Origin of the sequence: Niastella yeongjuensis, assembly GCF_900110245.1 — a bacterium.
Lineage (GTDB): Bacteria > Bacteroidota > Bacteroidia > Chitinophagales > Chitinophagaceae > Niastella > Niastella yeongjuensis.
In genome coordinates, this window is sequence record NZ_FOCZ01000010.1 from 114,887 (window position 1) to 138,989 (window position 24,103).

Consider the following 24,103-nt stretch of genomic DNA (forward strand, 5'->3'; position numbering starts at 1 on the left):
TCGATAAACTGAAAATAGAAAATGGGTAAACCAACGGGTTTTTTAGAATTTACCAGGGAGTTGCCAGGTAAAAAACCAGTAGAGGACAGGTTAAAAGATTACAATGAATTTGTTGAGCGTTACAGCGATGAAAAGCTGAACCAGCAATCAGCACGTTGTATGAATTGCGGGGTTCCTTTTTGCCACAGCGGATGCCCGCTGGGTAATGTGATCCCGGAGTTTAATGATGCGGTGTACCGCAAGAGCTGGCAGGAAGCCTATGATATTCTTACCTCAACCAATAACTTTCCGGAGTTTACCGGCCGTATATGCCCTGCGCCCTGCGAAAGCGCCTGTGTACTGGGTATTAATCAACCGGCTATTACTATCGAAGAAATAGAAAAGCATATTATAGAAATAGCTTTTGAAAAAGGATTTGTAAAACCACGCAAACCACACGTACGTACGGGTAAAAAAGTAGCTGTAATAGGCTCTGGCCCCGCTGGTTTGGCTGCTGCTGCGCAGTTGAACTATGCAGGTCACTCGGTAACCGTGTTCGAGCGCGATGATGCGCCAGGTGGTTTGTTACGTTATGGCATACCTGATTTCAAACTGGAGAAATGGGTAATTGACAGAAGAATAAAGTTGATGGAAGAGGAAGGTGTTACTTTCCGCTGCCATGCCAACGTGGGCGTGAATGTTCGCATCAACGACCTGTTGCGCGAATACCATGCTATTGTACTGGCTGGTGGTTCAACAGTTCCCCGTGATCTGAAAATTCCCGGCCGTGAACTGAAAGGCGTTTATTATGCTATGCAGTTCCTGAAGCAACAGAACAAACGCAATGCAGGGATCGATCCGTTGGCGAATGCGAGCATCGAAAGCAATATTTTCAGCGAAAATTTATTAGCTACCGATAAGAATGTAGTGGTAATTGGTGGTGGTGATACCGGCAGCGACTGTGTTGGTACCAGCAACCGTCATAAAGCAAAATCAGTTACCCAGTTTGAGCTGTTGCCCAAACCGCCAGAAGGGCGTACAGAATTTATGCCGTGGCCCAGTTTCCCTATGATCCTGAAAACCTCTTCTTCACATGAAGAGGGCGCCAATCGCCATTGGGCCGTTGCTACCAAGGAGTTTGTAGGTGACAAGAAAGGTAACCTGAAAGCACTGAAGGTAGTTGACCTGGAGTGGCAGGTAACTGAGGACGGCAAACCGGCACAGTTTGTTGAAAGACCAGGATCGGAGCGGGAGCTGCCCTGTGAGCTGGCATTGCTGGCCATGGGTTTTGTACATCCGCAGCACGAAGGGTTATTAAACGAGCTGGGAGTTGACCTGGATAGCCGTGGTAATGTTCGGGCTACTGAAAAAGAATATAAAACAAGCATCAATAAAGTGTTTGTAGCTGGTGACATGCGCCGCGGTCAAAGCCTGGTAGTATGGGCTATCAGCGAAGGCCGGGAGGCTGCGCGTAAGGTAGACGAATTCCTGAATGAAGGCGTTTCTTACCTGGAAAGCAAAGACCAGAATATTGTATTAGCGATATAAGGTTAAAAAATCACATTTTTAAAGGCCCTGGCGATTCCGTCAGGGCCTTTTTTAATTTAGATACATGTAAAATATTTGCATGTGATGATTTGTTTATAGCAAAGCTTGTTTTCTGCCTGTTTTGGCTGTTAATTTTGGATTATTAATGGTTAAAGGCATATTTTTCGCAATTTGTGGCAAAAGACTGTCATTTTTTGAACACCATCCAAAAAGGATGGTGTTTTTATTTTCAAAACGTCGGTTCATTTAAAGAATGGGACAGCAATAAGTTATGACATGAATAAAAGATAAATAAGATATGTATTATAAATATTAAAATGTAAGTAATAGGTCAGGTTTTATGTTAAAAAATGAATATTTTCGGTGTAATATTATTAAATGCTTTATTTTAATAATATCATTATCTAAACTAAACAACGGAAAACAATGAAACTGTCATTTAAAAATGTAATGCCGTTCCTGGTATTGGTGGTTGTAGCCCTGGCTGCCATGTTTATCGCACCCGAAGCGGATCACGTTCCGGGCGCTACTGAAACCCCTTATAGCACAGCAGATATTGCCTGGGTGCTGGTTTCAACGGCATTGGTGTTTTTAATGACACCTGGCCTGGCTTTCTTCTATGGCGGTATGGTGCACCGCAAAAACGTAATCTCCACCATGATCAAGAGTGTGGTTGCCGCCGGTGTGGTTGGCGTACTTTGGATCACTGTAGGTTTTAGCTTGAGTTTTGGTGACTCAATTGGTGGATTTATTGGTAATCCTTCCACTTATCTTTTCTTCAAAGGAGTTAAATCAGGCGCTGCCTGGCCGCTTGCTCCCACAATTCCTCTCGGTTTGTTTGCCCTGTTTCAACTGATGTTCGCCATCATTACACCCGGTCTGGTTGTAGGTGCTGTGGCTGAACGTATACGGTTTACCTCCTATATATTGTTTATTGTATTGTTCAGCTTGCTGGTTTATGCTCCTGTAGCACACTGGTCATGGCATCCAAACGGCTTCCTGGCTAAAATGGGTGTTTGGGACTTTGCAGGTGGTACTGTGGTGCATATTACTGCTGGTTGTGCTGCCCTGGCTGGTGCCCTGGTTTTGAAACGTAGAAAAACGCACATGGCGCATCAGGAAACACCTGCCGCCAACGTGCCTTACGTTTTGATCGGTACAGGTTTACTTTGGTTCGGCTGGTTCGGTTTCAATGCCGGTTCTGCTGTAGGTGCTTCCGGCCTGGCTGTAAATGCCTTCGGAACAACTAATACCGCCGCTGCTGCAGCTGGTTTGGCCTGGATGTTCTTTGATGTGGTAAAAGGTAAAAAACCTTCCGTACTCGGTTTTTGTATCGGTGCGGTGGTAGGTCTGGTAGCTATTACCCCTGCCGCTGGTTTTGTAGGCATTCCTCAAAGTATCATAATTGGTGTTGTAGGCGCTTTAGTCTCTAACATAGCAGTTGGTATCAAACAAAAATCCACATTGGATGATGCGCTCGATGTATTCCCTTGTCACGGTATTGGCGGTATGGTAGGTATGTTGCTTACCGGTGTATTTGCCAACCAGCTGGCACACGGCATTAAAGACGGTCCTCAGGGTCTGTTCTATGGCAATCCTTCCTTCTTCTTTACACAGTTTAAGGCGATGGCCATAGTAGTTGTATACAGCTTTGCAGTTTCCTACGGCATATTCAAATTCATCAACTACGTACTTCCTTTACGTGTTACTGAAGAAGAAGAAGAACTGGGTCTGGATGAAACCCAACACAATGAGAAATATTTGCAAGGGACTTTGCTGGTAAATGGTGAGAATGGTAAACTGGTAGAAAAAGCAGCTGAGTTCTAAAAGAAAAAGGTACAGCTAATAATAAGATCGGGCTTCTGACACAAGCCCGGTTCCTACCACCGTACCCTTTTCATTAACACTTAAAATCTAACTGCAATGTTAAGAAAAATTTCTTCATTGGCCATTTTTAGCATGGCCCTGGGTTCTTATGTTGAAGCGCAAGACTCTACGAAAAAAAGTACACTGAATATTACTGGTTCCGTTGACGCATATTATCGCTATAATTTTCATAATGCCAAAGATTCCGGCTATCTGAATAATTACACCAGCTTTACCAATTCACATAATTCATTTGAATTGGGGATGGCATCGGTAAAAGCTGAATATACCACCGGTAAAGTTACGGGAGTGGTTGATCTGGGTTTTGGCAGAAGGGCAGAAGAGTTTTCTTACAATGAAAAAAGCAGCGGGCTGGGAACAGCTATCAAGCAGGCGTATATTTCAGTAGCTGCTTCTGATAAATTAAAGTTCACTATGGGAAAATGGGCTACACATATCGGTTACGAAGTGGTGGATGCCTATTTGAACCGCAACTACAGCATGTCGTACATGTTCTCGTTCGGTCCCTTCTTTCATACCGGTTTAAAGGCTGAATACACTGCCGGCAGCTGGGGTTTTATGGCGGGTGTGGCCAATCCAACCGACAATGTGACCGCCAGTTTTGCCAAGAAAATGGCAATAGCACAAATAAGTAAAACCGCCGCCGATGGCAAATTTAAAGCCTACCTCAACTACCAGGGCGGTAAAGACATGGCAGAAAACACCATTAACCAGGTTGACCTGGTAGCTACCGCTACCCTGAGCGATAAATTCAGCGTTGGTTATAATGGCACGGTACAGTCTATTAAGCCCAATGGCAAAAGCAGCGGCGACAGCTGGTGGGGATCTGCTGTTTATTTAAATGTTGATCCTTCCAGTGTGTTTGGCTTAACCCTGCGTGGTGAGTATTTCGATGATAAGAATGCGGTATCAGGATTTTCTTCTGCTGCCGGTTTAGGTACCAGTGTAATGGCTGCCACCTTATCGGGCAATATTCATATCGAAAACCTGACCATCATTCCTGAATTCAGATTAGACAGTTCAAAAGACCCAATATTTGCTAAGAACCCCAATGAAGGGGTAAAAAGCACAGGTACGTTCCTGTTGGCCGCTACCTGGCACTTCTAAAACCAAAACTAACGAGCTTCCATATAGGGGTATCCGCCACGGCGGATACCCTTTTTTATTGGCTGCTTTCACTGTCTGGCCAGCGCTTAAGCTGATATCCATTTTTCATGGTGGTTTCATTGTTATTCCATCGTTTCTCCGTTCATTCTCCATCCTGTAATGGAAGATGAATGGAAGAACAATGGAGGATGAATGGAAGATGAATGGAGGATGGATGAAATTTGAGCAAAGGAACAGTGATTCCCGGCCACGCGAAAGAATAGAAGGGAGTCTGACAAATAAATATTATTTTTTATTTTATATGTATTATAATTTACATGTTGCCGTTAAAAAATGGTATTTTTGAGAATAGCGGTGGCTGATAGGCGCATATAAGTCTAAAATATTAGGCTGTGTGGGATGAATACCTGGTATGTAATAAATTATAATGTGATTAGAGCTCTAAAAGCGTGTTGGGAATTAGAAAATGCTAATAAAATAGTATTCAGTAAATGATCCGGTAGTATTTCGGATTTTCACCTATAACCAAAACTAACTAAACGCTGTGCGGTAATATAATGAAATAGTATTTAATGCTTTTTTTCATTACCGTTGTTTTAGTTATCAGAAAAACGCATCCGTTTCGTCCGGGTGCGTTTCTTTTTTGTGAGTAGGTGATAAATGAAAGGTGAATAGTGAATGATTGCTCAAATAGCAGCAGTTCACTCACTACTCACCACTCACCACTCACTATGCAGAGTTTCTTCCGGCGTTGATAATACCGAATGAACTGCGTATAACCAGTTTCTCGAAAATTTCTTTATGCTGTGGTTGGGCGTTCTGCTCTTCCATCAGGCGAATACGCGCCATGGCGTATTGCTGAATGGTGGTCAGCGGCAACACAATGCGCTCCCGCATTTGCACCGACAACTGTTCAACCGGGTAATCAGCCATCAGTTCACTTTTGCCCGACAATAAGAAAATATACCGTTGCGTCAGTTCATATTCTTTATAGATCTGGTTCCAGATCTCGCCATAGCGGGGATCCTGCGCCAGGTATTCCGTTAATGGGAAGAAGCATTTTTTCATGGCCATTTCGCAGTTATCCATCAGTGTTTTGAAAAACATGGAATGGCGGTAAACCTTCTTTATATCGTTTAATTTACCCTTTTTCTCCATAGCCTGTAAGGCAGTGCCCACGCCGTAATAACCGGTTACATTTTGTTTTAACTGGCTCCAGGCGCCCACAAAGGGGATGGCTCGCAGGTCTTTCAGCGACAACTTTGCTGAAGAACCGCGTTTGGCCGGCCGGCTGCCGATGTTGGTCTGGCTGTAGAATTTCAGTGGACTTACATGGGCCAGGTAGTTCAGGAAATCGGGGTTGTTCTTTAGTTCATTGTAAGACTTCAAACCTTCTTCGGCCAGTTCACCCAGTAATTCTTCTTCCTCTTTTGATAAAGTTTTGTCTTTATCGGCTAATACATCATTCGAAATACCGGCATTCAGCAATTGCTCAATGTTGAATTGAGCAGAGTCGATGGTGCCGAAGTTGGAACTAACTGTTTGACCCTGTATGGTTAATTGAATTTCTTTATTGCTGATGTTGTTGCCCATAGAAGCATAGAACTTATGGGTTTTACCACCACCGCGTGCTGGCGGACCGCCACGGCCATCGAAGAACACCACATCGATGCCATATTTTGCAGAAATGCTGGTAAGCTTTTCTTTGGCTTTATAAATGCTCCAGTTGGCCATCAAATAACCGCCGTCTTTGGTGCCATCAGAAAAACCAAGCATGATGGTTTGACGGTTGTTTCGTTTTTGCAGGTGTTTGCGATAGATCTCATTCGCGTACAACTCTTCCATGATGTCAGCTGCTTCCTGCAGGTCATCGATGGTTTCAAACAGGGGAACGATGTCGATGGTGAGGTCTTCGTTTTTCCAGCCGCATAATTTAAACAGCCCATATACTTCCAGCAGGTTCAGTGCGCTGTTGCACTGGCTGATGATGTAACGGCTGCAGCCTTCAACTCCATTGTATTGTTGAATTTCTTTAATGGCTTTAATGCTCAGCAGGGTATCTTTTTCAATGCCATCTTCAAATACATGTCCGCCAATATCACCACTGGCTTTGTATAAAAGCTTTTTCTTTTCTTCTTCCGAAAGCTCCGCGTAGTTCTTTGGAAGAATATCTGTTTTGGCGGCAATTGCTTCCAGCACTTTACCGTGAATGCTGCTATCCTGCCGAACATCGAGCGATGCAAAGTGCAAACCGAATACATGCACTTTGTTTATGAGGTTATCTACCAGGTGCTGGAATAACCCATTGTGCTGGTAGATTAGTATTTCTCTTATTTTTTGCAATGCATCCAGGATGCCCTGTTTGCTGAGGAAAGTGCGCTGACCTGGAATGAAGATGTTTTCGTATAACTGTTTTTCCAGATCTGCCAGAATGGTATCAACCCCTTTGAAGGTAAGGCGTCTTTTCAGCTTACGTACTTCGAGGTAATAACATTTTATAATGCTGCCACGCAGGGCATCTGCCACTTTCAGTGTGGTGTCAACGGTGACAAACGGGTTGCCGTCGCGGTCGCCACCAGGCCAGAAGCCCATGGTGATCACCGGGTTGGTATCCGGGATCATTTGCGGGAACTGGGTGTTCAGGTAGGTAATGATGCGGCCGGCTGCATTATAGAATACATTTTCCAGGTACCAGATAAGGCTTACTGCCTCATCGAACGGCGTGGGTTTTTCCTTTTTGAAGAAAGGCGTTTTGCCCAGCTGCTGCAGGTACATATTTATCTGGCTGGTATTATTTTCTGCCAGTGCTTTCGACAGGTCGTGGATAATGCCCAATACTGGTCCGGGATAGAACTGGGTAGGGTGGGCGGTGAGTACCAGCCTTATGGAGAAATCTTCCAGTTTTTTAGCCAGCTCTTCCTGTTTGCCTTCCTGAATAACATCGGCGGCCAGGTACTTTAAGGTGCCGATGCCATTGAAGTCGTTAATTTCCTTGAAGGAGGCATCTTCCAGCGCATCGAACAAAACCACCTGCCGCTCTACATATTGAATAAAGCGGAACAACAGGTCAAGTTTATCCTGCTCCTTTATGTAGGAAGTATGCTTCTCAAAAAATTCATCGATGATCTGCATGGGGCTCTGCTTCTTCTTATACCCCTCTTCACAATTATTTAATAACAATGAAAGCAGAATACCGGTTTTCTCAATTCGATGAAACGGGAGCGAGGTAAACAGGCTGTTGTAGAGCTGAAATTTTATGCCTACATAATTCTTAAATTGCTGCAGTCCTCGCGTTGACTGATGATCCATGTAATATCTAGTTTATGGCATTAATGCAAAATGCAAAAATATAGCAAGCAGCAACAATAATCGGGCATTGAAAGTACAAGAAAAAATTTAATGAGAGCACCGAATTGTTGAATTGTTTTCAATAAATCTAAATAAACATTGGTGAAAATTGCTCGTAGCCAAAATAAATTTAAAAACTAACAAATGTTATAGACTTTTGTGTTATCTTTGATCACATGAAAATAACATAGTGGTACTTTTTCAACATATCATTCTTTCCTCCGGCACGGTAGCTTCCACAGCTACAACTACCACTATTACAACAACCCGTTAAGGGTTGTACATTTCCATATTACCACTGGGGTTTAATCTACCTTCAAATTCTCAGAAAGAGAATCCCGATCAGGAAAGCATCAGGTTATTTCAACTAATTTCAAATCAATTTAATTTCAGGTTATGCAGGTTTTAAAGTTCGGCGGTACTTCTGTAGCAAATGCCGAGAATATGAATAAGGTAAGCAGCATTGTTCAGCAGGTTTTGGTACGCATGCCACAAAGTAAAACGATTGTTGTTGTATCGGCTTTAGGCGGGGTGACCGATGTATTGTTGCAAAGTGGTGGTTTGGCTGCAGCCGGCGATGAAAATTATAAAGAGTTATTACAGAAAGTAGAGCAGCGTCATCTGGAAGCTGTAAAAGCACTGATACCGGTAACCCAGCAAAGCAGTGTATTAAGCTGGGTAAAACAACGCTGTAATGAAATTGAAGATATTTGTAATGGTGTGTTCTTATTGGGTGAACTGAGTGCCCGCACCAAAGACCGCATTGTTAGTTTTGGCGAATTGCTTTCCTCTAAAATTATTGCCGCCCGTTTGAATGCACAGGGCATTGAAAATACCTGGGTCGATTCCCGCGAACTGATCCGCACCGATTCTCATTATGGAAGTGCAGCAGTAGATTTTGCTGTTACCAATGCGCTCTGTAGTAATTTCTTTTCGGTTTCTGCTTCCCGTTTGTTTATTGTGCCGGGTTTTGTAGCTGCCGATGCCCATGGTAATACCACCACTTTAGGCCGTGGCGGTAGCGATTATACTGCTGCCATCATTGCCGGTGCTGTGAGTGCACAAACCCTGGAAATATGGACCGATGTAAGTGGCATGATGACTGCCGATCCACGACTGGTGCCCAATGCCAGAATATTACCGCATATCTCTTACCAGGAAGCCATGGAGCTGTCGCACTTTGGCGCCAAGGTAATTTATCCGCCTACCATTCAACCGGTAATGAGTAAGAACATTCCGGTATGGATCAAAAACACATTTGCACCGGACGATCATGGAACCGTGATCGAGAATGATGTACATAAGAATGGAAATAACATCCGTGGTATTTCCAGCATCAATAAAATTGCATTGCTGAGTCTGGAAGGAAGCGGCATGATAGGGATCCCCGGTTTCTCACGCCGCTTGTTTGAATCGCTGGCTAATGATTTCATTAATGTGATCCTGATTACCCAGGGCTCTTCTGAACATTCCATTTGTGTGGGAATCGACGAAGCCCTTGCTGATAAAGCCAGGCAGGCAGTAGACAAAACATTTGCCTACGAAATTGAAACCGGCCGGGTTGAACCCCTGCGGGTTGAGACCGGGCTGGCTATTGTTGCCCTGGTTGGTGACAATATGAAAAGTCACCCCGGTATCAGTGGTAAAATGTTTGGCGCTATTGGCCGCAACGGGGTAAACATCCGGGCCATAGCACAAGGATCATCAGAAAGAAATATCTCAGCCGTGATAGCAGCAGCAGACGTTAAAAAAGCCATCAACGTATTACACGAAGATTTTTTTGAAACTACTTATAAGCAAATAAACCTGTTTATAGCGGGAACAGGTAATGTGGGCAGCAAACTGCTGGCCCAGTTGAAGCAACAACAGCAATACCTGCAGCAGAACCTGCGCTTGCAGGTACGCATTGTAGGTATGGCCAACAGCAAAAAAATGGTTTTCAGTGATGAAGGTATTGATCTGGATAGCTGGCGCGAACACCTGCAACAAGGCGAAAGCAGCGATCTGGGTAAATTTGTAGAAACCGTTCGTTCTAAAAACCTGCGTAACTCCGTTTTTGTAGATGTTACTGCCAATGAAAATGTGGCGCAGGTGTATGATCAGTTACTTGCCAAAAGCATTTCGGTAGTAGCCTGTAACAAAGTGGCCTGTTCATCAGCTTACCAGTATTACAAAAAGCTGAAGGACCTGGCACGCGAATACAACGCCTTCTTCCTGTTTGAAACAAATGTGGGAGCTGGTTTGCCGGTGATAGGTACCCTGAATGACCTGATGCGCAGTGGTGATGTGGTTACCCGCATTGAAGCGGTGTTGAGCGGTACCCTGAACTTTGTATTCAATAATTATGACGGCACCCGCAGCTTTGCCGAGGTGGTGAAGCAGGCGCAGGATGAAGGGTATACTGAACCCGATCCCCGCCTTGACCTGAGCGGCACCGATGTAATGCGCAAGATCATGATCCTGGCCCGGGAAGCAGGCGAACAACTTGAAATGGAAACCATTACCAATAACAGCTTTATGCCGGCTTCGTGTATGGTAGGAAGTGTAGATGATTTCTACAAGGAAATGGAAAAGCAGGAAAAGCATTTCAAAGAAATATACCAGCAGGCTGCAGCGGCAGGTAAAAAGTTGAAGTTTGTAGCCCGGTATGAAGGTGGAAAGGCCTCTGTAGGTTTGCTGCATGTGGACTCGCAGTCTGATTTTTACCACCTGTATGGTAAGGATAATGTGGTGTTGTTCTATACCAATCGTTATCCCGATCAGCCGCTGGTGGTTAAAGGTGCCGGCGCTGGTGCTGAAGTAACTGCATCCGGGGTATTTGCAGATATTATCCGTGCTGCTCATTAATATAGACAGGTCTAACGAATCAAACTAGTTAAACGAATTACAATGGCAAAAGAATTAAAGGGCGTTCAGGTTTTTGCACCGGCAACAGTGGCTAATCTGGTTTGTGGGTTTGATGTGTTGGGCATGGCATTACAACAACCGCAGGATGTAATGACGATGCGGTTGCGGGAAGAACCTGGTATTGTGATATCACATGCAGACGGCTATGATTTACCGGTAGAACCGGAGAAGAATGTGGCCGGCGCTTCGTTACTGGCTTTAATGGAAGAATACCCTGAGAAAGTAGGTTTTGAACTGATCATCGATAAACGGATAAAACCAGGAAGCGGATTGGGCTCCAGCGCCGCCAGTTCTGCAGGTGCCGTAGTAGGGGCTAACCATTTGTTGGGTAACCCATTCACCAAAGAAGACCTGGTTCGTTTTGCCATGAACGGAGAAAAAGTAGCATCCGGGGTAAAACATGCCGATAATATTGCACCCTGTATCTATGGTGGTGTAACGCTTATACAATCAATATTCCCTTTGAATATTGTTCAATTGACAGCGCCGCCGATGTATGTAACAGTGGTACATCCGCAAATTGAAGTACGTACTTCAGATGCCCGGCAAATATTGCGTAAAGAGGTGCAGTTGAAAGCAGCGATCAAACAATGGGGCAATATTGCCGGTTTGGTAGCCGGCTTTTTAAAGAACGACTATGATCTTATTGGCCGTTCCCTCGAAGATGTGATCATTGAACCGGTGCGCAGCATTCTTATTCCGGGTTTTGATGATGTGAAAAGGAAAAGCAAAGACGCCGGGGCATTAGGTGGCGGTATCTCTGGTTCAGGCCCTTCTATCTTTATGCTGAGCAGGGAAGAATATGTTGCCAAAGGCGTAGAAGATGTAATGATCGATGTATATACCCGCCTGGGAATTGAGTTCAAGACGTATGTGACGATGATCAATTATGAAGGGGCCAAGGTGATTAGCGAGGTATAGGTTGATTATTCACTTTTCAAGATTCAATGAATTTACAATGAAGTATTACAGTTTAAATAAGCAATCCCCCGATGTAGATTTCAAGGAAGCCACCATAAAAGGCCAGGCGCCTGATAAGGGATTGTATTTCCCACATACGATTCCGGTACACGAAAAGGCATTTTTTGACAATATAGAACAGTACAGCAATGAAGAGATCGCCTTCCGGCTTATACAACCCTATGTGGCCGGAACCATTGCTGATGCCGCTTTACAAAACATTGTAAAAGAAACCATCAATTTCCCCATTCCGCTGGTGCCGGTGAATGACCGCATTTCGTCACTGGAGCTTTTTCATGGACCAACGCTGGCGTTTAAAGACGTAGGCGCCCGGTTTATGAGCCGTTGCCTGGGCCATTTTGCACATGAGCGCAGTGAGAAAGTAGTAGTGCTGGTAGCCACCTCAGGCGATACGGGTGGGGCAGTTGCCCATGGCTTTTATGATGTACCCGGGGTGGAAGTAGTGATCCTGTATCCATCAGGTAAAGTGAGCTCAGTACAGGAAAAACAATTGACTACGTTAGGCAGGAATATTCATGCGCTGGAAGTGACCGGCACCTTTGATGATTGCCAGCAGATGGTAAAGCAGGCTTTTGTTGATGAGGAACTGACTAAAAAGATCTTTCTTACATCGGCCAACTCCATCAATGTAGCGCGCTGGTTGCCGCAGCAGTTCTATTATGTACTGGCATGGAAACAATGGGCTGATAAGAAGAATGCACCGGTGATCTCGGTGCCCAGCGGAAACTTTGGTAATATCTGTGCAGGTTTGTTGGCACATATTTCCGGTTTGCCTGTAAAACATTTTATCGCAGCCTGTAACGCCAATGCAGTGGTGCCCTCGTATTTGGCTAATGGTGATTACCAACCGAAAAAAGCCATTGCCACCATTTCTAATGCAATGGATGTAGGCAATCCCAGCAATTTTGTACGCATACTGGAATTGTTCCATCATAAACTGGGTGATCTGCGAACCGTGTTGACTGGTTACAGTATCACAGACGATGAAACCAGAGCGGTGTTGAAAGAGGTGTATCAGCAGTATAAATACCTGCCCGATCCACATGGCGCTGTAGGCTACCTGGCCTTGCAACGCTATTTACAACAACATGCAGGTGATAAAGGAATGTTCCTGGAGACTGCACACCCTGTGAAGTTTTATGATGTGGTAGAACCGGTTATTGGTGAAGCTGTTCCGGTACCTGCCGCCATTCAGGATCAGTTAAAACTTACCAAACAAAGTACTTTGATAGCACCGGATTATGAGGCGTTGAAAGAAGCTTTGCTGAAGAAATATTAAGCGAGGTAGGAGGTAAGAAGTAGGAAGTAAGAAGTTCGCGAATTTCATACTTCCTATTTCTTACTTCATTAAGTTTTTAAAAAAAAGAAGGTGTTTTTATATAAGACACCTTCTTTTTTTTAGATCAGTTTCTACTTATTAAATGATCCCAGCCAGTTCGAGGCTTTTCTTTTTTAATTTCCGCACTTCTACATCTTCAATCACTGCTTCGGAAGCCAGGATAAGCGAAGTTTTATTTTCGCGCCACCAGCTGTTTTGAGCCAGTTCGTTAAAATGCAGCACACCTACCAGGTATTTGCGCTCACTTTCAGCATGCCACTCTTCTATCCATTCAAATTTCTCTTTAGGAATGTATTTCCAGTCATCGAAGCTTACATATACACGAATGTAAAAGTCGTTGGTAAGCTCATTGGGTTTATGATGATACAGTTTCTTGTATTCGTATTTGTATTGATAACGCAGGGCCGACAGATCGCTTAATACAGCAGATGCAGTAGGGAAACTGCCAGCGCCTTTACCATAGAAGAATTGTTTGTCGGCAAAACCGCTCTCGATCACTACGCCATTGTATTCGTTCTTTACAAAAGCCAGGTGGTCTTCCTGTTTAATAAATTGGGGTAATACAAAGGCGGCCACTTTTCCGTTCTCCAGTTTCTTTGCCTGGGCCACCAGTTTAATATCGTTGTGTTTTTCAGCAGCTACTACAGCATCACCGCCATGAATATTCTGAATGCCGTTAAATACCAGCGCGTCGGGTGGGATAACAATACCGTAAGCATGGGTGAGCAGGAAGTTCCATTTATTGGCGGCATCAAAACCTTCTACATCCAATGTAGGATCGCTTTCAGCAAAACCCAATTGTTGCGCCAGTAACAAAGCCTGTTGGAAATCCAGCTTGTCTTCAAACATTTTGGTAAGAATGAAGTTGGTAGATCCGTTCACAATAGCTTTTATGGAGTGTAACAAGTCGTTATCGTAATATTCTTCCAGGTTGCGGATAACAGGGATGGAAGCACAGGCAGCCGCTTCATAGAGGAAAGAACGCTCGGTTGTTTTTTGCAAACCAAGCAACTCAGGTAAATGCTCAGCGATCATTTTTTTGCTGGCGCTTACCACGTCTTTTCCATTCTTCAATGCGGTGGAAACTATTTCAAATGCTGGTTCTGATTCATTGATCACTTCCACGATCACGTTGATCTCAGGATCATTCAGCAAATCGTCTTTGTCGGTAGTGAACAAAGAGTCAGGAGCATTGCGTTTTTTTTCGGGGTTCTTTATACAGACCTTTTTTATACTGGCTTTCAGTGAGGGCGTTTGTTGCAATACTTTGTACAAACCTTCACCTACTACACCAAAACCAAATAAACCAATTGTGAGTGACTTGTGTGCGTCCATATGTTGACTAATTTGCAATTTTTTACTTTATAAAAATGTAGTTTCTGTAGCTGTTGTTTACATTTCCACTGACCATTCGTCCTCAACAATTTGCCAGTCGTTGAACTGTTCTTTCCCGCCACGGATCTTCCAGTCAGAATCGATGGTCAGTTTTGAACTGATGCCACCACGTGGATTGCAAACCATTACCAGTCTCAAACGGGAAGGTTCATACACGGCAACCAGATCATCATAAATAATGTTGATCAGTCTTTCATATGACACTACAATGTTGCGCAGTTGGAAAACGTAGTGCTTCAACGACTTTAATTCAATAATTTTTTTGCCGGGGTAAAACGTACAGTAAATGACAGCGAAGTCAGGTTGTTCTTTTACACCCAAAAATGTGAACTCGGGAATTTTGATCTTGATCTCGTAGGCCTGATCGGTAGGGTTGGGTATAGGTTTCAGGATACTACGATCAATATCTTTGTATGTTTTAACAGGTTCCCGGGATATTTGTTCAGACATGTTTTTGTGTGTTTAATTTTTTGTTTGAAATGGATATACTTTCCTTTTCCTTAACAGGGAACTGCTTCGTTAGCAGTGGTTTTAACAATGGTATTGGTTTTTTCCAAAGCCTGTTGCAGGTCTTGCAGCAGGTCGCTGACATCTTCCAACCCAATACTTAAGCGTATCAGGCTGTCGGTAACACCAGCGGCGCGGCGTTTTTCGGCCGGAATGGTTTTATGCGTCATGCTGGCAGAATGGCTAACCAGGCTTTTGATACCGCCCAGGCTTTCCGCCAGTTTAAATAATTGCGTATTGGTTACAAATGCAGTAGCTGCTGCTGCATTGTCTTGTTTAAGTGTGAAAGAAACAATACCGCCAAACCCTTTGCTTTGCTTTTTGGCAATGGCATGGTTGGGATGGTCTTTCAACCCGGGATAATAGACTTTATCTACCGCGGGGTGTTGTTGCAGGAACTCAGCTACTTCCTGCGCACTGCGGCAGTGTTGTTGTACCCGCAGATGCAACGTTTCAATACCACGGATCACCAGCCAGCTATCGAATGGGGCCAGAATGGCGCCACACGCGTTTTGATAGAATTTCAATTTATCACCCAGCTCTTTTTCTTTGGTTACTACAAGCCCGGCTATAAGGTCGCTGTGACCGCCCAGGTACTTGGTAGCAGAATGCACTACAATATCAGCTCCCAGCAAAAGAGGTTGTTGTAATGCGGGTGAAGCAAAAGTGTTATCCACGCAAAGTAAACACCGGTTGGCTTTGGCGATCTGCGCAATGGCTTCAATATCGCTGATCTTTAAAGTAGGGTTGGTGGGTGTTTCCAGCCAGATGAGTTTTGTGTTGGGTGTGATAGCATTGAACACTTTTTCAGGATCGGTAGTATCAACGAAGTTGATGGTAACACCGAATTGTTGATATACCTGGGTAAATAGCCGGTATGCACCACCGTAAATGTCATCTACGGCAACGATCTCATCGCCGGGACGTAATAGTTTGGCAACGGCATCGATGGCAGCCAGACCGCTGGAGAAAGCAATGCCAACCTGTCCGCCTTCGAGTTGAGCGATCAGGTTTTCCAACGTAGCCCGGGTAGGGTTGTTGGTACGTGAATAGTCGTATCCTTTGTTAACACCAGGTGCATCCTGCACAAAGGTGGATGTTTGATAAATAGGCACGGATATGGCGCCGGTCAGTGGATCAACAGGAATGCTGTGAATGAGTTGTGTTGTCGCTTGCATGATAAACATTTTTTTGCTGCAGCTTGTACCGGGTATCGATCCTGGTTGCAGCGTTTGATTAATTTGTTTAGACAGTTGTTCGCGGCAGCACTTATCAAGAGGAGTTCTTACAGGAGGAGATAGTTTATTGCTTACCCTGAGTTAGGGCAATCCGCCTTCGCAAGGCTTCAGCAGATAAAATAAAAAAAGCTCTTCCGTAAGTCAGAAGAGCTTTCAATATGTTGAAATTCAGTATTGTAGAAGCTTTTATCTGACTTATCTGTCCCGCCTTCCGCGGGATGGAGTTGGCACCTTACAGCGGTTTTTTCAAACCAGCGTGCAGGTTGTCAAGGCTTCATAGGGCCATTTCCCTCAGCCTTTCTTGATAAGCGATGTGTAAAGAACTGGTGCAAAGATAATGACGGGATTCAAATTGTCAAATTTCTTTTTATAATGTTCTTTTAAAAACGGTAGCCTACTGAAATACCGAAGCAGGTATTTTTGAATGTTGTTTCGTCGTTGGCGTAATCCTTGATCCTGGAGTTAATGTCGGTTATACCCAGTTGCGCATTCAGTTGAACAGATATTTTCTTTGCAAACTCATAGCCAATTAGCATGTTGCCACCTACGTCCAACCGTTTCATATAGTAGGTTCCTGAAAGGGCGCCGGCTGTATTTTGCGAAATGGTTATATCATTCTTATATTCGATCTCACCGTCTTTTGCATCTTTTCTTTTTACGCTGCCACCTGCAGCATAGGCAACATACGGACCAAAACCCAGTAATAATTTGCCTAATCCTACAGATGGTTTGTATAACAGGTTAACGGGAAGCTCAATATATGACAGGTCCCATTTTACTTCTTTGCCGGTAATATAATCTTCTCCTTTTGCTCCTTTTGAACTGTATAATATACCTGGCTGAATATAAAAGTCAGAAGCCAGGTGTATTTCAGCGTTAAGGCCAACATGAAAACCGGTTGTAATATCATATTCAAGATCGGCTCCGTTCAGGTTTTTGCCACTGATATTTTGCAGGTTAACGCCGGCTCTAAGGCCAAAAGATACCTGTGCATGGGCGGTGAACGCAAAAAACCAAGTGACAAGAATAAGTGTAAGAACTTTTGAACTCATGGTTAATTATGGTTTGATAGATAATGAAATAAAAAAAGCTGTCCGCCATAGGCGGACAGCTTTTAATTCAAAATCGTTGTATGTGATTAGTTAAAGCGATAGCCTACAGAAACACCAAAGCCGGTGTTGTTGACTTTCGAGTTTGGTTCGCCTTCAACTTTTGTACTGATATTTTTCAGACCCAGTTGTGCATTCAATTGGAATGACAATTTGCTGCTGAGTTCATAACCTGCTAAAAAGTTAAAACCCATGTCGGTACGTCTTGTATAAAAAGCTGACAGGCTTTCAGCCTTAGTTACTTTGTGAGCAAATTTGTATTGAAATTTATTGCCAGCGCCGTCTGTAAAAGAACCGCCTACTGCAATACCGAGATAGGGGCCAAAACCCAATAATAATTTGCCATCACCTAACTCAGGTTTGAACAGAAGATTGATAGGGATTTCAAGGTAAGACAGTCTATAATTTACTTTCCGGAAGGTTTTATCTTTTGCTCCTTTGGTAGCGAACAACAATCCTGGTTGTATGTAAAAATCGGTTGCAAAAGGAATTTCAGCGTTTAGGCCGATGTTTATAGTGCCTTTGATTTTGTTATCCAATTTATTGTCATTTGCATCTTTTCCTGTGAGGTTTTGAAGACCAAAACCAGCCCGTACACCAAACGTTGTATTTTGTGCTTTAGCGCCAAATGCAAAAACAGTAGTAGCCAGAACGATCGAGAGTAATTTTGATTTCATAAAATAATAGATGTGGTTTTACTAGAGAATAAGAACATGAATTTTTACTAATATATCCTTAAAAAACTCGCTAGATAACGTAATGCTTACATTTAAATTGCATAGGTGTTTCTTTGTAAATGTACATCGTCATATAGCAAAAAAAACCATCCGCCAACTGGCGGATGGTTTTTTTAAAATATCTATTAAGCTATATCTATTAGTTAGAAGCGATAGCCTACTGAAATACCGAAACCGGTATTTTTTCTTTTAGAATCAAGTTTTTTTCCATCCACTTTTGTCTCCAGGTTGCTCATACCTAACTGAGCATTTAACTGAAAAGAAAGTTTGCTGCTTAATTCATAACCAGCCAGCAAATTACCACCGAAGTCCATACGTTTCATTGTATTGAAGATCTCTGGATCATTAGATTTAACATCATTGGCGAACTTGATATCTATGTCCTTGTCACCTGATTTAATTTTACCTCCAACAGCAATGCCAATGTAAGGACCAAAGCCCAATAACAATTTTCCTGATCCTAATACAGGTTTGTACAGGAGGTTAATGGGAATTTCAATATAAGAAACGTTAGTCTTGATATCATCAGTGTTTGGAAGACCGGTTTCAGTTTTGGCACCTTTGGTGGTGAACAACAAACCTGGTTGGATATAAAAATCTGGTACCAGTGGAATTTCGGCGTTTACACCGATATTAAAACCAGTTTTTATTTTGTTATCAAGTTTTTTACCGAAGGCATCTTCTCCATTCACATTTTGAAAGTTAACACCGGCACGTACACCAAAAGTGGTTTTTTCTTGTGCTTTAGCACCAATTGCAAAAACAGTGGTAGCAAGGGCGAACAACAGAACTTTAGTTTTCATGTCTTAAATAATAGTTAGAAGGTTTGATAAAATAAATAATTAATGGCGTATAGACAAAGAAGCTTATGGTTTAGCTGCTTCTTTCTTAGCGTCTGCTTTCATTTTTTCGTTTGCAGTGATCAGGAAGTTAACGCGACGGTTTTGAGCGCGGCCATCTTCTGTATCGTTTGTGGCAACAGGTGCTGTTTCACCAAAACCTTTTGTTTTGATACGGCCAGCGGCAATACCTTTTCCTTTCAGGTAGGTAGCAACAGAAGCAGCTCTTTTTTCAGATAATGTCATGTTGTAATCATCTGCTCCCTGGCTGTCAGTATGTCCCTGAATTTCGATGTCCGTGTCAGGATAACCTTTTAAAATCGTAGCAAGTTTATCGAGGTTGGTAGAAGCTGCCGCGTTCAGTGTAAACTGATTGGTAGCAAATAATATTTTATCACTGAATTCAACAACGATACCTTCTCCTACGCGATCAACTTTAGCGCCAGGTACCTGGCTTTCAATTTCTTTTGCCTGTTTGTCCATTTTGTGACCAATAACAGCACCGGTAGCGCCACCTACAGCAGCACCAATAACAGCGCCTAATGCGGTATTACCAGCAACTTTACCTATCACAGCACCTACGGCGCCGCCGCCTGCAGTTCCGATAATAGCTCCTTTAGTGGTTTTGTTCATGCTTTTGCAACCGGCTAAAATTATAGCCACCGCTGCAAGACTAGTCAGGGTTTTTTGGATTGATCTCATATTATATTGTTTTAGTAAAGACTTGATAATGATAGCCCACAGCTTTCAAATTGTATACCATAATACAATCGATAAGCTATAAGGTTGAAAATGAGGCGCAAATATCTTAAAGCTTTATCAACTTTCCTACTGTTTTTTTGTTGTATAACATTGACAAATTATTTAGTAATATCGCGCAGGTTAATGTAATTTCCGACACAAATTATAAAAAGGCGTACTTATATATGGCAGATGTGAAAGTTAAAAGACCGGTACAACCTAAAGACAAACAACAGGTTAACGGTGTTGAAACAGATGAAGCGATACATGTTTTTGGGGCACGGGTACATAATCTTAAGAATATTGATATTAGCATTCCTAAAAATAAACTGGTTGTAATAACAGGTATCAGTGGCAGTGGAAAATCTTCACTGGCGTTCGATACCATTTATGCGGAGGGACAGCGCCGTTATATGGAAAGCTTTGGCGCCTATGCCCGCCAATTCATCGGTGATATGGAACGTCCTGATGTAGATAAGATAACAGGTTTATCGCCAGTTATTTCCATTGAGCAAAAGACCACCAATAAAAACCCGCGTTCAACCGTTGGTACCATTACCGAAGTATATGATTTCCTTCGTTTATTATATGCACGCGTTGGGGAGGCTTATAGTTACAATACGGGGAAAAAAATGATCAAATTCAGTGAGGAAGAGATCGTTGATAATATTTATAAAAAATTTAAGAGTAAGAAGATAACATTACTTGCACCGTTGGTGCGCGGGCGTAAAGGTCACTATCGTGAGTTGTTTGAAGACATTCGTAAAAAAGGATACCTGAAAGTCCGGGTTGATGGCGAAGTGAAAGATCTTGTTCCGAAAATGCAGGTAGATCGATATAAAATTCACGATATAGAAGTAGTGATCGACCGCATGGCCGTAACGGATGATATGAAAGTGCGGTTGAGTCAAAGTGTACAAAAGACCCTGCAAATGGGTAAGGAGTTAATGTTCCTGTTAGTACACGACGCCACAACCAATGGCAAAAGCAAAACACCTGCAGAATTGCTGGTTCAATATTCCCGCCAACTGATGTGTGAAGATACAGGCATCAGTTATGAGGAACCTTCCCCCAATAGTTTTTCTTTTAACAGTCCATATGGTGCATGCCCTACCTGTAAAGGATTAGGCAATGTATACCAGATAAGCATGGACGCTGTGATGCCCGATGATTCATTAAGTATTAATGAAGGCGGTATTGCCCCGTTAGGCGAAGAAAGAGATAACTATGTATTCAGCCAGGTACAAAGGCTGGCAAAGAAAAACAAGTTCAGCCTGGATGTTCCTTTAAAGGACATGCCTAAAAAGGCATTGAACCTGGTGTTATATGGCAACGAAAATGGATCGGATGAAGAGCACCTCGATTTTGATACCATTGAGACAGATGCAAAATTATATACAGAAGAGTTTGAAGGAGTAGTGCCACAATTGAAAAGATGGTTTGCTGCCAGCTCAAGTGATGCCATCCGTCAGTGGACAGAACAGTTCATGGAATTAAAAACCTGTACTACCTGTAACGGCGCCCGGCTTAAAAAAGAAAGCCTGTGGTTTAAGGTAGATGAAAAAAATATTTCAGAGTTAAGCGAGCTCAACCTCGATAAACTGATGACGTGGTTCAAGGGCATCGAGAAAAGATTATCGAACAAGCAGAATGTAATTGCAAAAGATGTGTTGAAAGAAATTCGTGAGCGCCTGCAGTTCCTGCTCGATGTAGGCTTGAATTATCTTACACTCAATCGTTCTTCGCGTACACTCAGCGGTGGTGAATCGCAACGGATACGGCTGGCTACACAAATAGGCTCCCAGTTACAGGGTATTACCTACATATTGGATGAACCCAGTATCGGGTTGCACCAGCGCGATAATATGCGTCTTATAGATGCATTGAAAAACCTGCGCAACATCGGTAACAGTGTATTGGTGGTGGAGCACGATAAGGATATCATGATGGCGGCCGATCACCTGGTTGATATTGGTCCCAAAGCAGGTTTTCACGGCGGCAGGGTAGTAGCGCAGGGAGACCCTTATGCTTTGTTGAAACTGGATACGCTTACCTCTGCTTATTTGAACGGCAAACGTGAAATAGCCATACCTAAAGAACGTAGAAAAGGCAATGGAAAAGTGCTTGAATTGATTGGCGCCAATGGCAATAACCTGCAAAAGGTTACCGCCAAATTTCCTTTGGGTAAATTGATTGTGGCAACGGGAGTAAGTGGCAGCGGAAAGTCAACGCTCATTATCGAGACATTATATCCCATCCTGAGCAGACATGCCTATAATTCAAAAATGACGCCGCTTGAATATAAAAGTATCAAGGGGCTTGAGCATATCGATAAAGTAATTGAAATAGATCAGTCGCCAATTGGCCGTACACCACGCAGCAACCCGGCAACGTATTGTGGGTTCTTCACCGATATAAGGACCCTGTTTGCATCGGTACCCGAAGCAAAGATCCGCGGGTATAATGCCGGCCGGTTTTCGTTTAATGTAAAAAGCGGCCGTTGCGATGTGTGTGAAGGCGGTGGTATGCGGGTAATAGAAATGAACTTCCTGCCCGATGTGTATGTGCATTGCGAAAAATGCCAGGGCAAACGGTATAACCGCGAAACGCTGGAGATCAGGTATAAAGGTAAAAGCATCAGTGATGTACTGGATATGACGGTTGATGATGCCGTTGAGTTCTTTCAAAATGTACCGTACCTGTACAGGAAAATAAAAGTGTTGCAGGAAGTAGGGCTTGGTTACATTACACTGGGCCAAAGTGCAGTTACCTTAAGTGGGGGCGAGGCGCAGCGGGTAAAACTGGCTACCGAGTTATCGAAAAAAGATACCGGTAAAACGTTTTACATTTTAGATGAACCTACCACCGGATTGCACTTTGAAGATATTCAGCATTTGCTGGATGTACTGAATAAACTGGTAGACCGTGGCAACACCGTGCTGGTGATAGAACATAATATGGATGTAATTAAAGTAGCCGATCACATCATTGATCTGGGGCCTGAAGGCGGTGATGGCGGTGGGTTGATCCTGTTTGAAGGAACACCGGAAGACCTGTTGAAAGTAAAGGCAAGCCACACTGCTAAATTTTTAAAGGAAGAGTTAAAATAGTGTATTCATGGAACGAGTAATTATTGATATGGATGAGGTGATAGCCGATCCTATGGGCGCAATGATAACCTGGTATGAAAAAGAATATGGATTGCCGGTTGACATGGCTAAGATGAAAGGATCGTGGTTGCCCGGGTTTCCTGAACAACACCAAACCCTTATACGGGCTCGCTTGTATGAGCCTGGCTTTTTCAGGGACCTGCCGGTGATGAAAGACAGTGTGGATGTGTTAAAGGAAATGAATAAGCGCTATGAGATCTTTATCGTATCAGCTGCTACTGAGTTCCCTAATTCATTAAAAGATAAGCTGGATTGGTTGATGGAGTATTTTCCCTTCTTTACCTGGAAACAACTGGTATTGTGTGGTGAAAAGCGTATGGTGTTTGGTGATCATATGATCGATGATCATATCCGCCATTTGCAACACTTCAATGGAAGAAAACACCTGTTTACTGCTGCACACAATAAAGATGTAACCGGCTACGACCGTATAAACAGTTGGGAACACGCTGCGGCTATCTTCCTGCAATAATAAATTCGTCAGCACATTTTTAAACGCCTGATGCGAGCCTGGTGGTATCGTATTGGGCGTTTTGCTTTTGGGACGGGTATAAAAAACAAGTAGCCGGCAATTGTTCATCGCCGGCTACTGAGGATACTGGAATAATCCAGAAGAATTTTAAAAAAGCCAATAAGCAAGCGCAGGGAGTGATTAATAAAATCTTTGTGTTTCAGGGTACTTATCGAAATAGGGAACGGATCAGGTTTTGACTCAACCGGATATATGGATTTTACTAATTTCCCTGCAGCTTATTGGTTTATAAGTTGTGGTAGCAAAGAGCTCTTTTGCAATTGCCTGTAACGGCAACCGACAATCAATTTATCGAATGGTCACCTGTCCATTTTCAATGCGCTCATCATCGCTGAACACTTCGAACAGGTAACTGCCTTTTTGAATATTGTCAATAACAGTGGTTTGCTTGCTTTTAATGTTTGCCTGCGAAACCAGGTTTCCTGTAACATCAAATAAAAACAGCTGGTAAACTTTTCCCTCTAAACCTCGCACACTAAAGAACAAAGCACTTTGATCGTCGTTTTGAAACAGCTTGATCTTATGCTTTCTGCTGGTAACCAGTTTTTGTACCAGAATAGTATCGTTTGAATAGGTGGTTGCTGGCAATGGGCTACCGAAGGAAGTACTGACACCTGCGAACAACATTGCTGTTGTAAGCAGCGCAGCTGCGGTACGGATTATAAAACGATTTCCTACGGTTTTGGGCATGTTCCAGGGTTCTAATTACCTGCCCGCCAGAGGCGGGCTAAAAGTTTTC

Annotated in this window: 17 protein-coding genes and 1 riboswitch; of the genes, 8 read left to right on the top strand and 9 right to left on the bottom strand. The window is 43.3% G+C overall.

What is annotated here, in order from left to right; all coding sequences use genetic code 11:
* The first annotated feature begins 21 nt into the window (after nt 1–21).
* The 3 genes from BMX95_RS24390 (at nt 22) to BMX95_RS24400 (ending at nt 4,521) form a co-directional block, all read left to right on the top strand.
* On the top strand, nt 22–1,527 hold the full coding sequence (locus BMX95_RS24390) for a glutamate synthase subunit beta (protein WP_081197208.1): 1,506 nt from the start codon (nt 22–24) through the stop codon (nt 1,525–1,527).
* Between the two features lie 426 nt (nt 1,528–1,953).
* Nucleotides 1,954–3,354: an ammonium transporter gene (locus BMX95_RS24395; RefSeq protein WP_081197207.1), complete on the top strand. Its 1,401-nt coding sequence runs from the start codon at nt 1,954–1,956 to the stop codon at nt 3,352–3,354.
* A 96-nt stretch (nt 3,355–3,450) separates the two neighbouring features.
* Complete coding sequence (locus tag BMX95_RS24400) at nt 3,451–4,521, top strand: porin (RefSeq protein ID WP_081197206.1); 1,071 nt, start codon at nt 3,451–3,453, stop codon at nt 4,519–4,521.
* 729 nt (nt 4,522–5,250) lie between these two features.
* Here the strand turns inward: BMX95_RS24400 and BMX95_RS24405 are convergent.
* Complete coding sequence (locus BMX95_RS24405) at nt 5,251–7,830, bottom strand: phosphoenolpyruvate carboxylase (protein WP_081197205.1); 2,580 nt, start codon at nt 7,828–7,830, stop codon at nt 5,251–5,253.
* 435 nt (nt 7,831–8,265) lie between these two features.
* Between BMX95_RS24405 and thrA the strand changes: the two genes are divergently transcribed.
* From thrA to thrC, 3 genes are read left to right on the top strand one after another with little or no spacing between them, the layout of a single operon-like run.
* Nucleotides 8,266–10,716 carry a bifunctional aspartate kinase/homoserine dehydrogenase I gene (gene thrA / locus BMX95_RS24410; protein WP_081197204.1) on the top strand — a complete coding sequence of 817 codons (2,451 nt, stop codon included), beginning with the start codon at nt 8,266–8,268 and terminating at the stop codon, nt 10,714–10,716.
* Between the two features lie 42 nt (nt 10,717–10,758).
* Nucleotides 10,759–11,697 carry a homoserine kinase gene (locus BMX95_RS24415; RefSeq protein ID WP_081197203.1) on the top strand — a complete coding sequence of 313 codons (939 nt, stop codon included), beginning with the start codon at nt 10,759–10,761 and terminating at the stop codon, nt 11,695–11,697.
* 37 nt (nt 11,698–11,734) lie between these two features.
* Nucleotides 11,735–13,036, top strand: coding sequence for a threonine synthase (thrC, locus tag BMX95_RS24420; protein WP_081197202.1), 1,302 nt, complete (start codon nt 11,735–11,737; stop codon nt 13,034–13,036).
* Nucleotides 13,037–13,174: 138 nt separating this feature from the next.
* On the opposite strand, the gene BMX95_RS24425 is transcribed toward thrC, so the two are convergent.
* From BMX95_RS24425 to BMX95_RS24455, 7 genes are all read right to left on the bottom strand, one after another.
* Nucleotides 13,175–14,431, bottom strand: a complete 1,257-nt coding sequence (locus tag BMX95_RS24425; protein WP_081197201.1) for a homoserine dehydrogenase — start codon at nt 14,429–14,431, stop codon at nt 13,175–13,177.
* Nucleotides 14,432–14,488: 57 nt separating this feature from the next.
* Nucleotides 14,489–14,941: a preQ(1) synthase gene (gene queF / locus BMX95_RS24430; protein WP_081197200.1), complete on the bottom strand. Its 453-nt coding sequence runs from the start codon at nt 14,939–14,941 to the stop codon at nt 14,489–14,491.
* Nucleotides 14,942–14,991: 50 nt separating this feature from the next.
* Nucleotides 14,992–16,176, bottom strand: coding sequence for a cystathionine gamma-synthase (locus BMX95_RS24435; RefSeq protein WP_081197306.1), 1,185 nt, complete (start codon nt 16,174–16,176; stop codon nt 14,992–14,994).
* A 252-nt stretch (nt 16,177–16,428) separates the two neighbouring features.
* Nucleotides 16,429–16,547, bottom strand: a riboswitch (SAM riboswitch).
* A gap of 69 nt (nt 16,548–16,616) precedes the next feature.
* The gene (locus BMX95_RS24440; RefSeq protein WP_081197199.1) at nt 16,617–17,288 is read right to left on the bottom strand and encodes a porin family protein; all 672 of its coding nucleotides are present in this window, start codon (nt 17,286–17,288) and stop codon (nt 16,617–16,619) included.
* A gap of 86 nt (nt 17,289–17,374) precedes the next feature.
* A complete protein-coding gene (locus BMX95_RS24445) occupies nt 17,375–18,022 on the bottom strand; it encodes a porin family protein (protein WP_081197198.1) in 648 nt (215 codons plus the stop codon).
* A 203-nt stretch (nt 18,023–18,225) separates the two neighbouring features.
* Nucleotides 18,226–18,885, bottom strand: coding sequence for a porin family protein (locus BMX95_RS24450; protein ID WP_081197197.1), 660 nt, complete (start codon nt 18,883–18,885; stop codon nt 18,226–18,228).
* Between the two features lie 63 nt (nt 18,886–18,948).
* Nucleotides 18,949–19,623 carry a YiaD family glycine zipper/OmpA-like lipoprotein gene (locus BMX95_RS24455; RefSeq protein WP_090519604.1) on the bottom strand — a complete coding sequence of 225 codons (675 nt, stop codon included), beginning with the start codon at nt 19,621–19,623 and terminating at the stop codon, nt 18,949–18,951.
* Between the two features lie 224 nt (nt 19,624–19,847).
* Between BMX95_RS24455 and uvrA the strand changes: the two genes are divergently transcribed.
* On the top strand, nt 19,848–22,772 hold the full coding sequence (gene uvrA, locus BMX95_RS24460) for an excinuclease ABC subunit UvrA (RefSeq protein WP_081197196.1): 2,925 nt from the start codon (nt 19,848–19,850) through the stop codon (nt 22,770–22,772).
* A 7-nt stretch (nt 22,773–22,779) separates the two neighbouring features.
* Nucleotides 22,780–23,304 carry a 5' nucleotidase, NT5C type gene (locus tag BMX95_RS24465; RefSeq protein ID WP_081197195.1) on the top strand — a complete coding sequence of 175 codons (525 nt, stop codon included), beginning with the start codon at nt 22,780–22,782 and terminating at the stop codon, nt 23,302–23,304.
* 348 nt (nt 23,305–23,652) lie between these two features.
* On the opposite strand, the gene BMX95_RS24475 is transcribed toward BMX95_RS24465, so the two are convergent.
* Nucleotides 23,653–24,054: a T9SS type A sorting domain-containing protein gene (locus BMX95_RS24475; protein WP_081197193.1), complete on the bottom strand. Its 402-nt coding sequence runs from the start codon at nt 24,052–24,054 to the stop codon at nt 23,653–23,655.
* Nucleotides 24,055–24,103 lie beyond the last annotated feature (49 nt).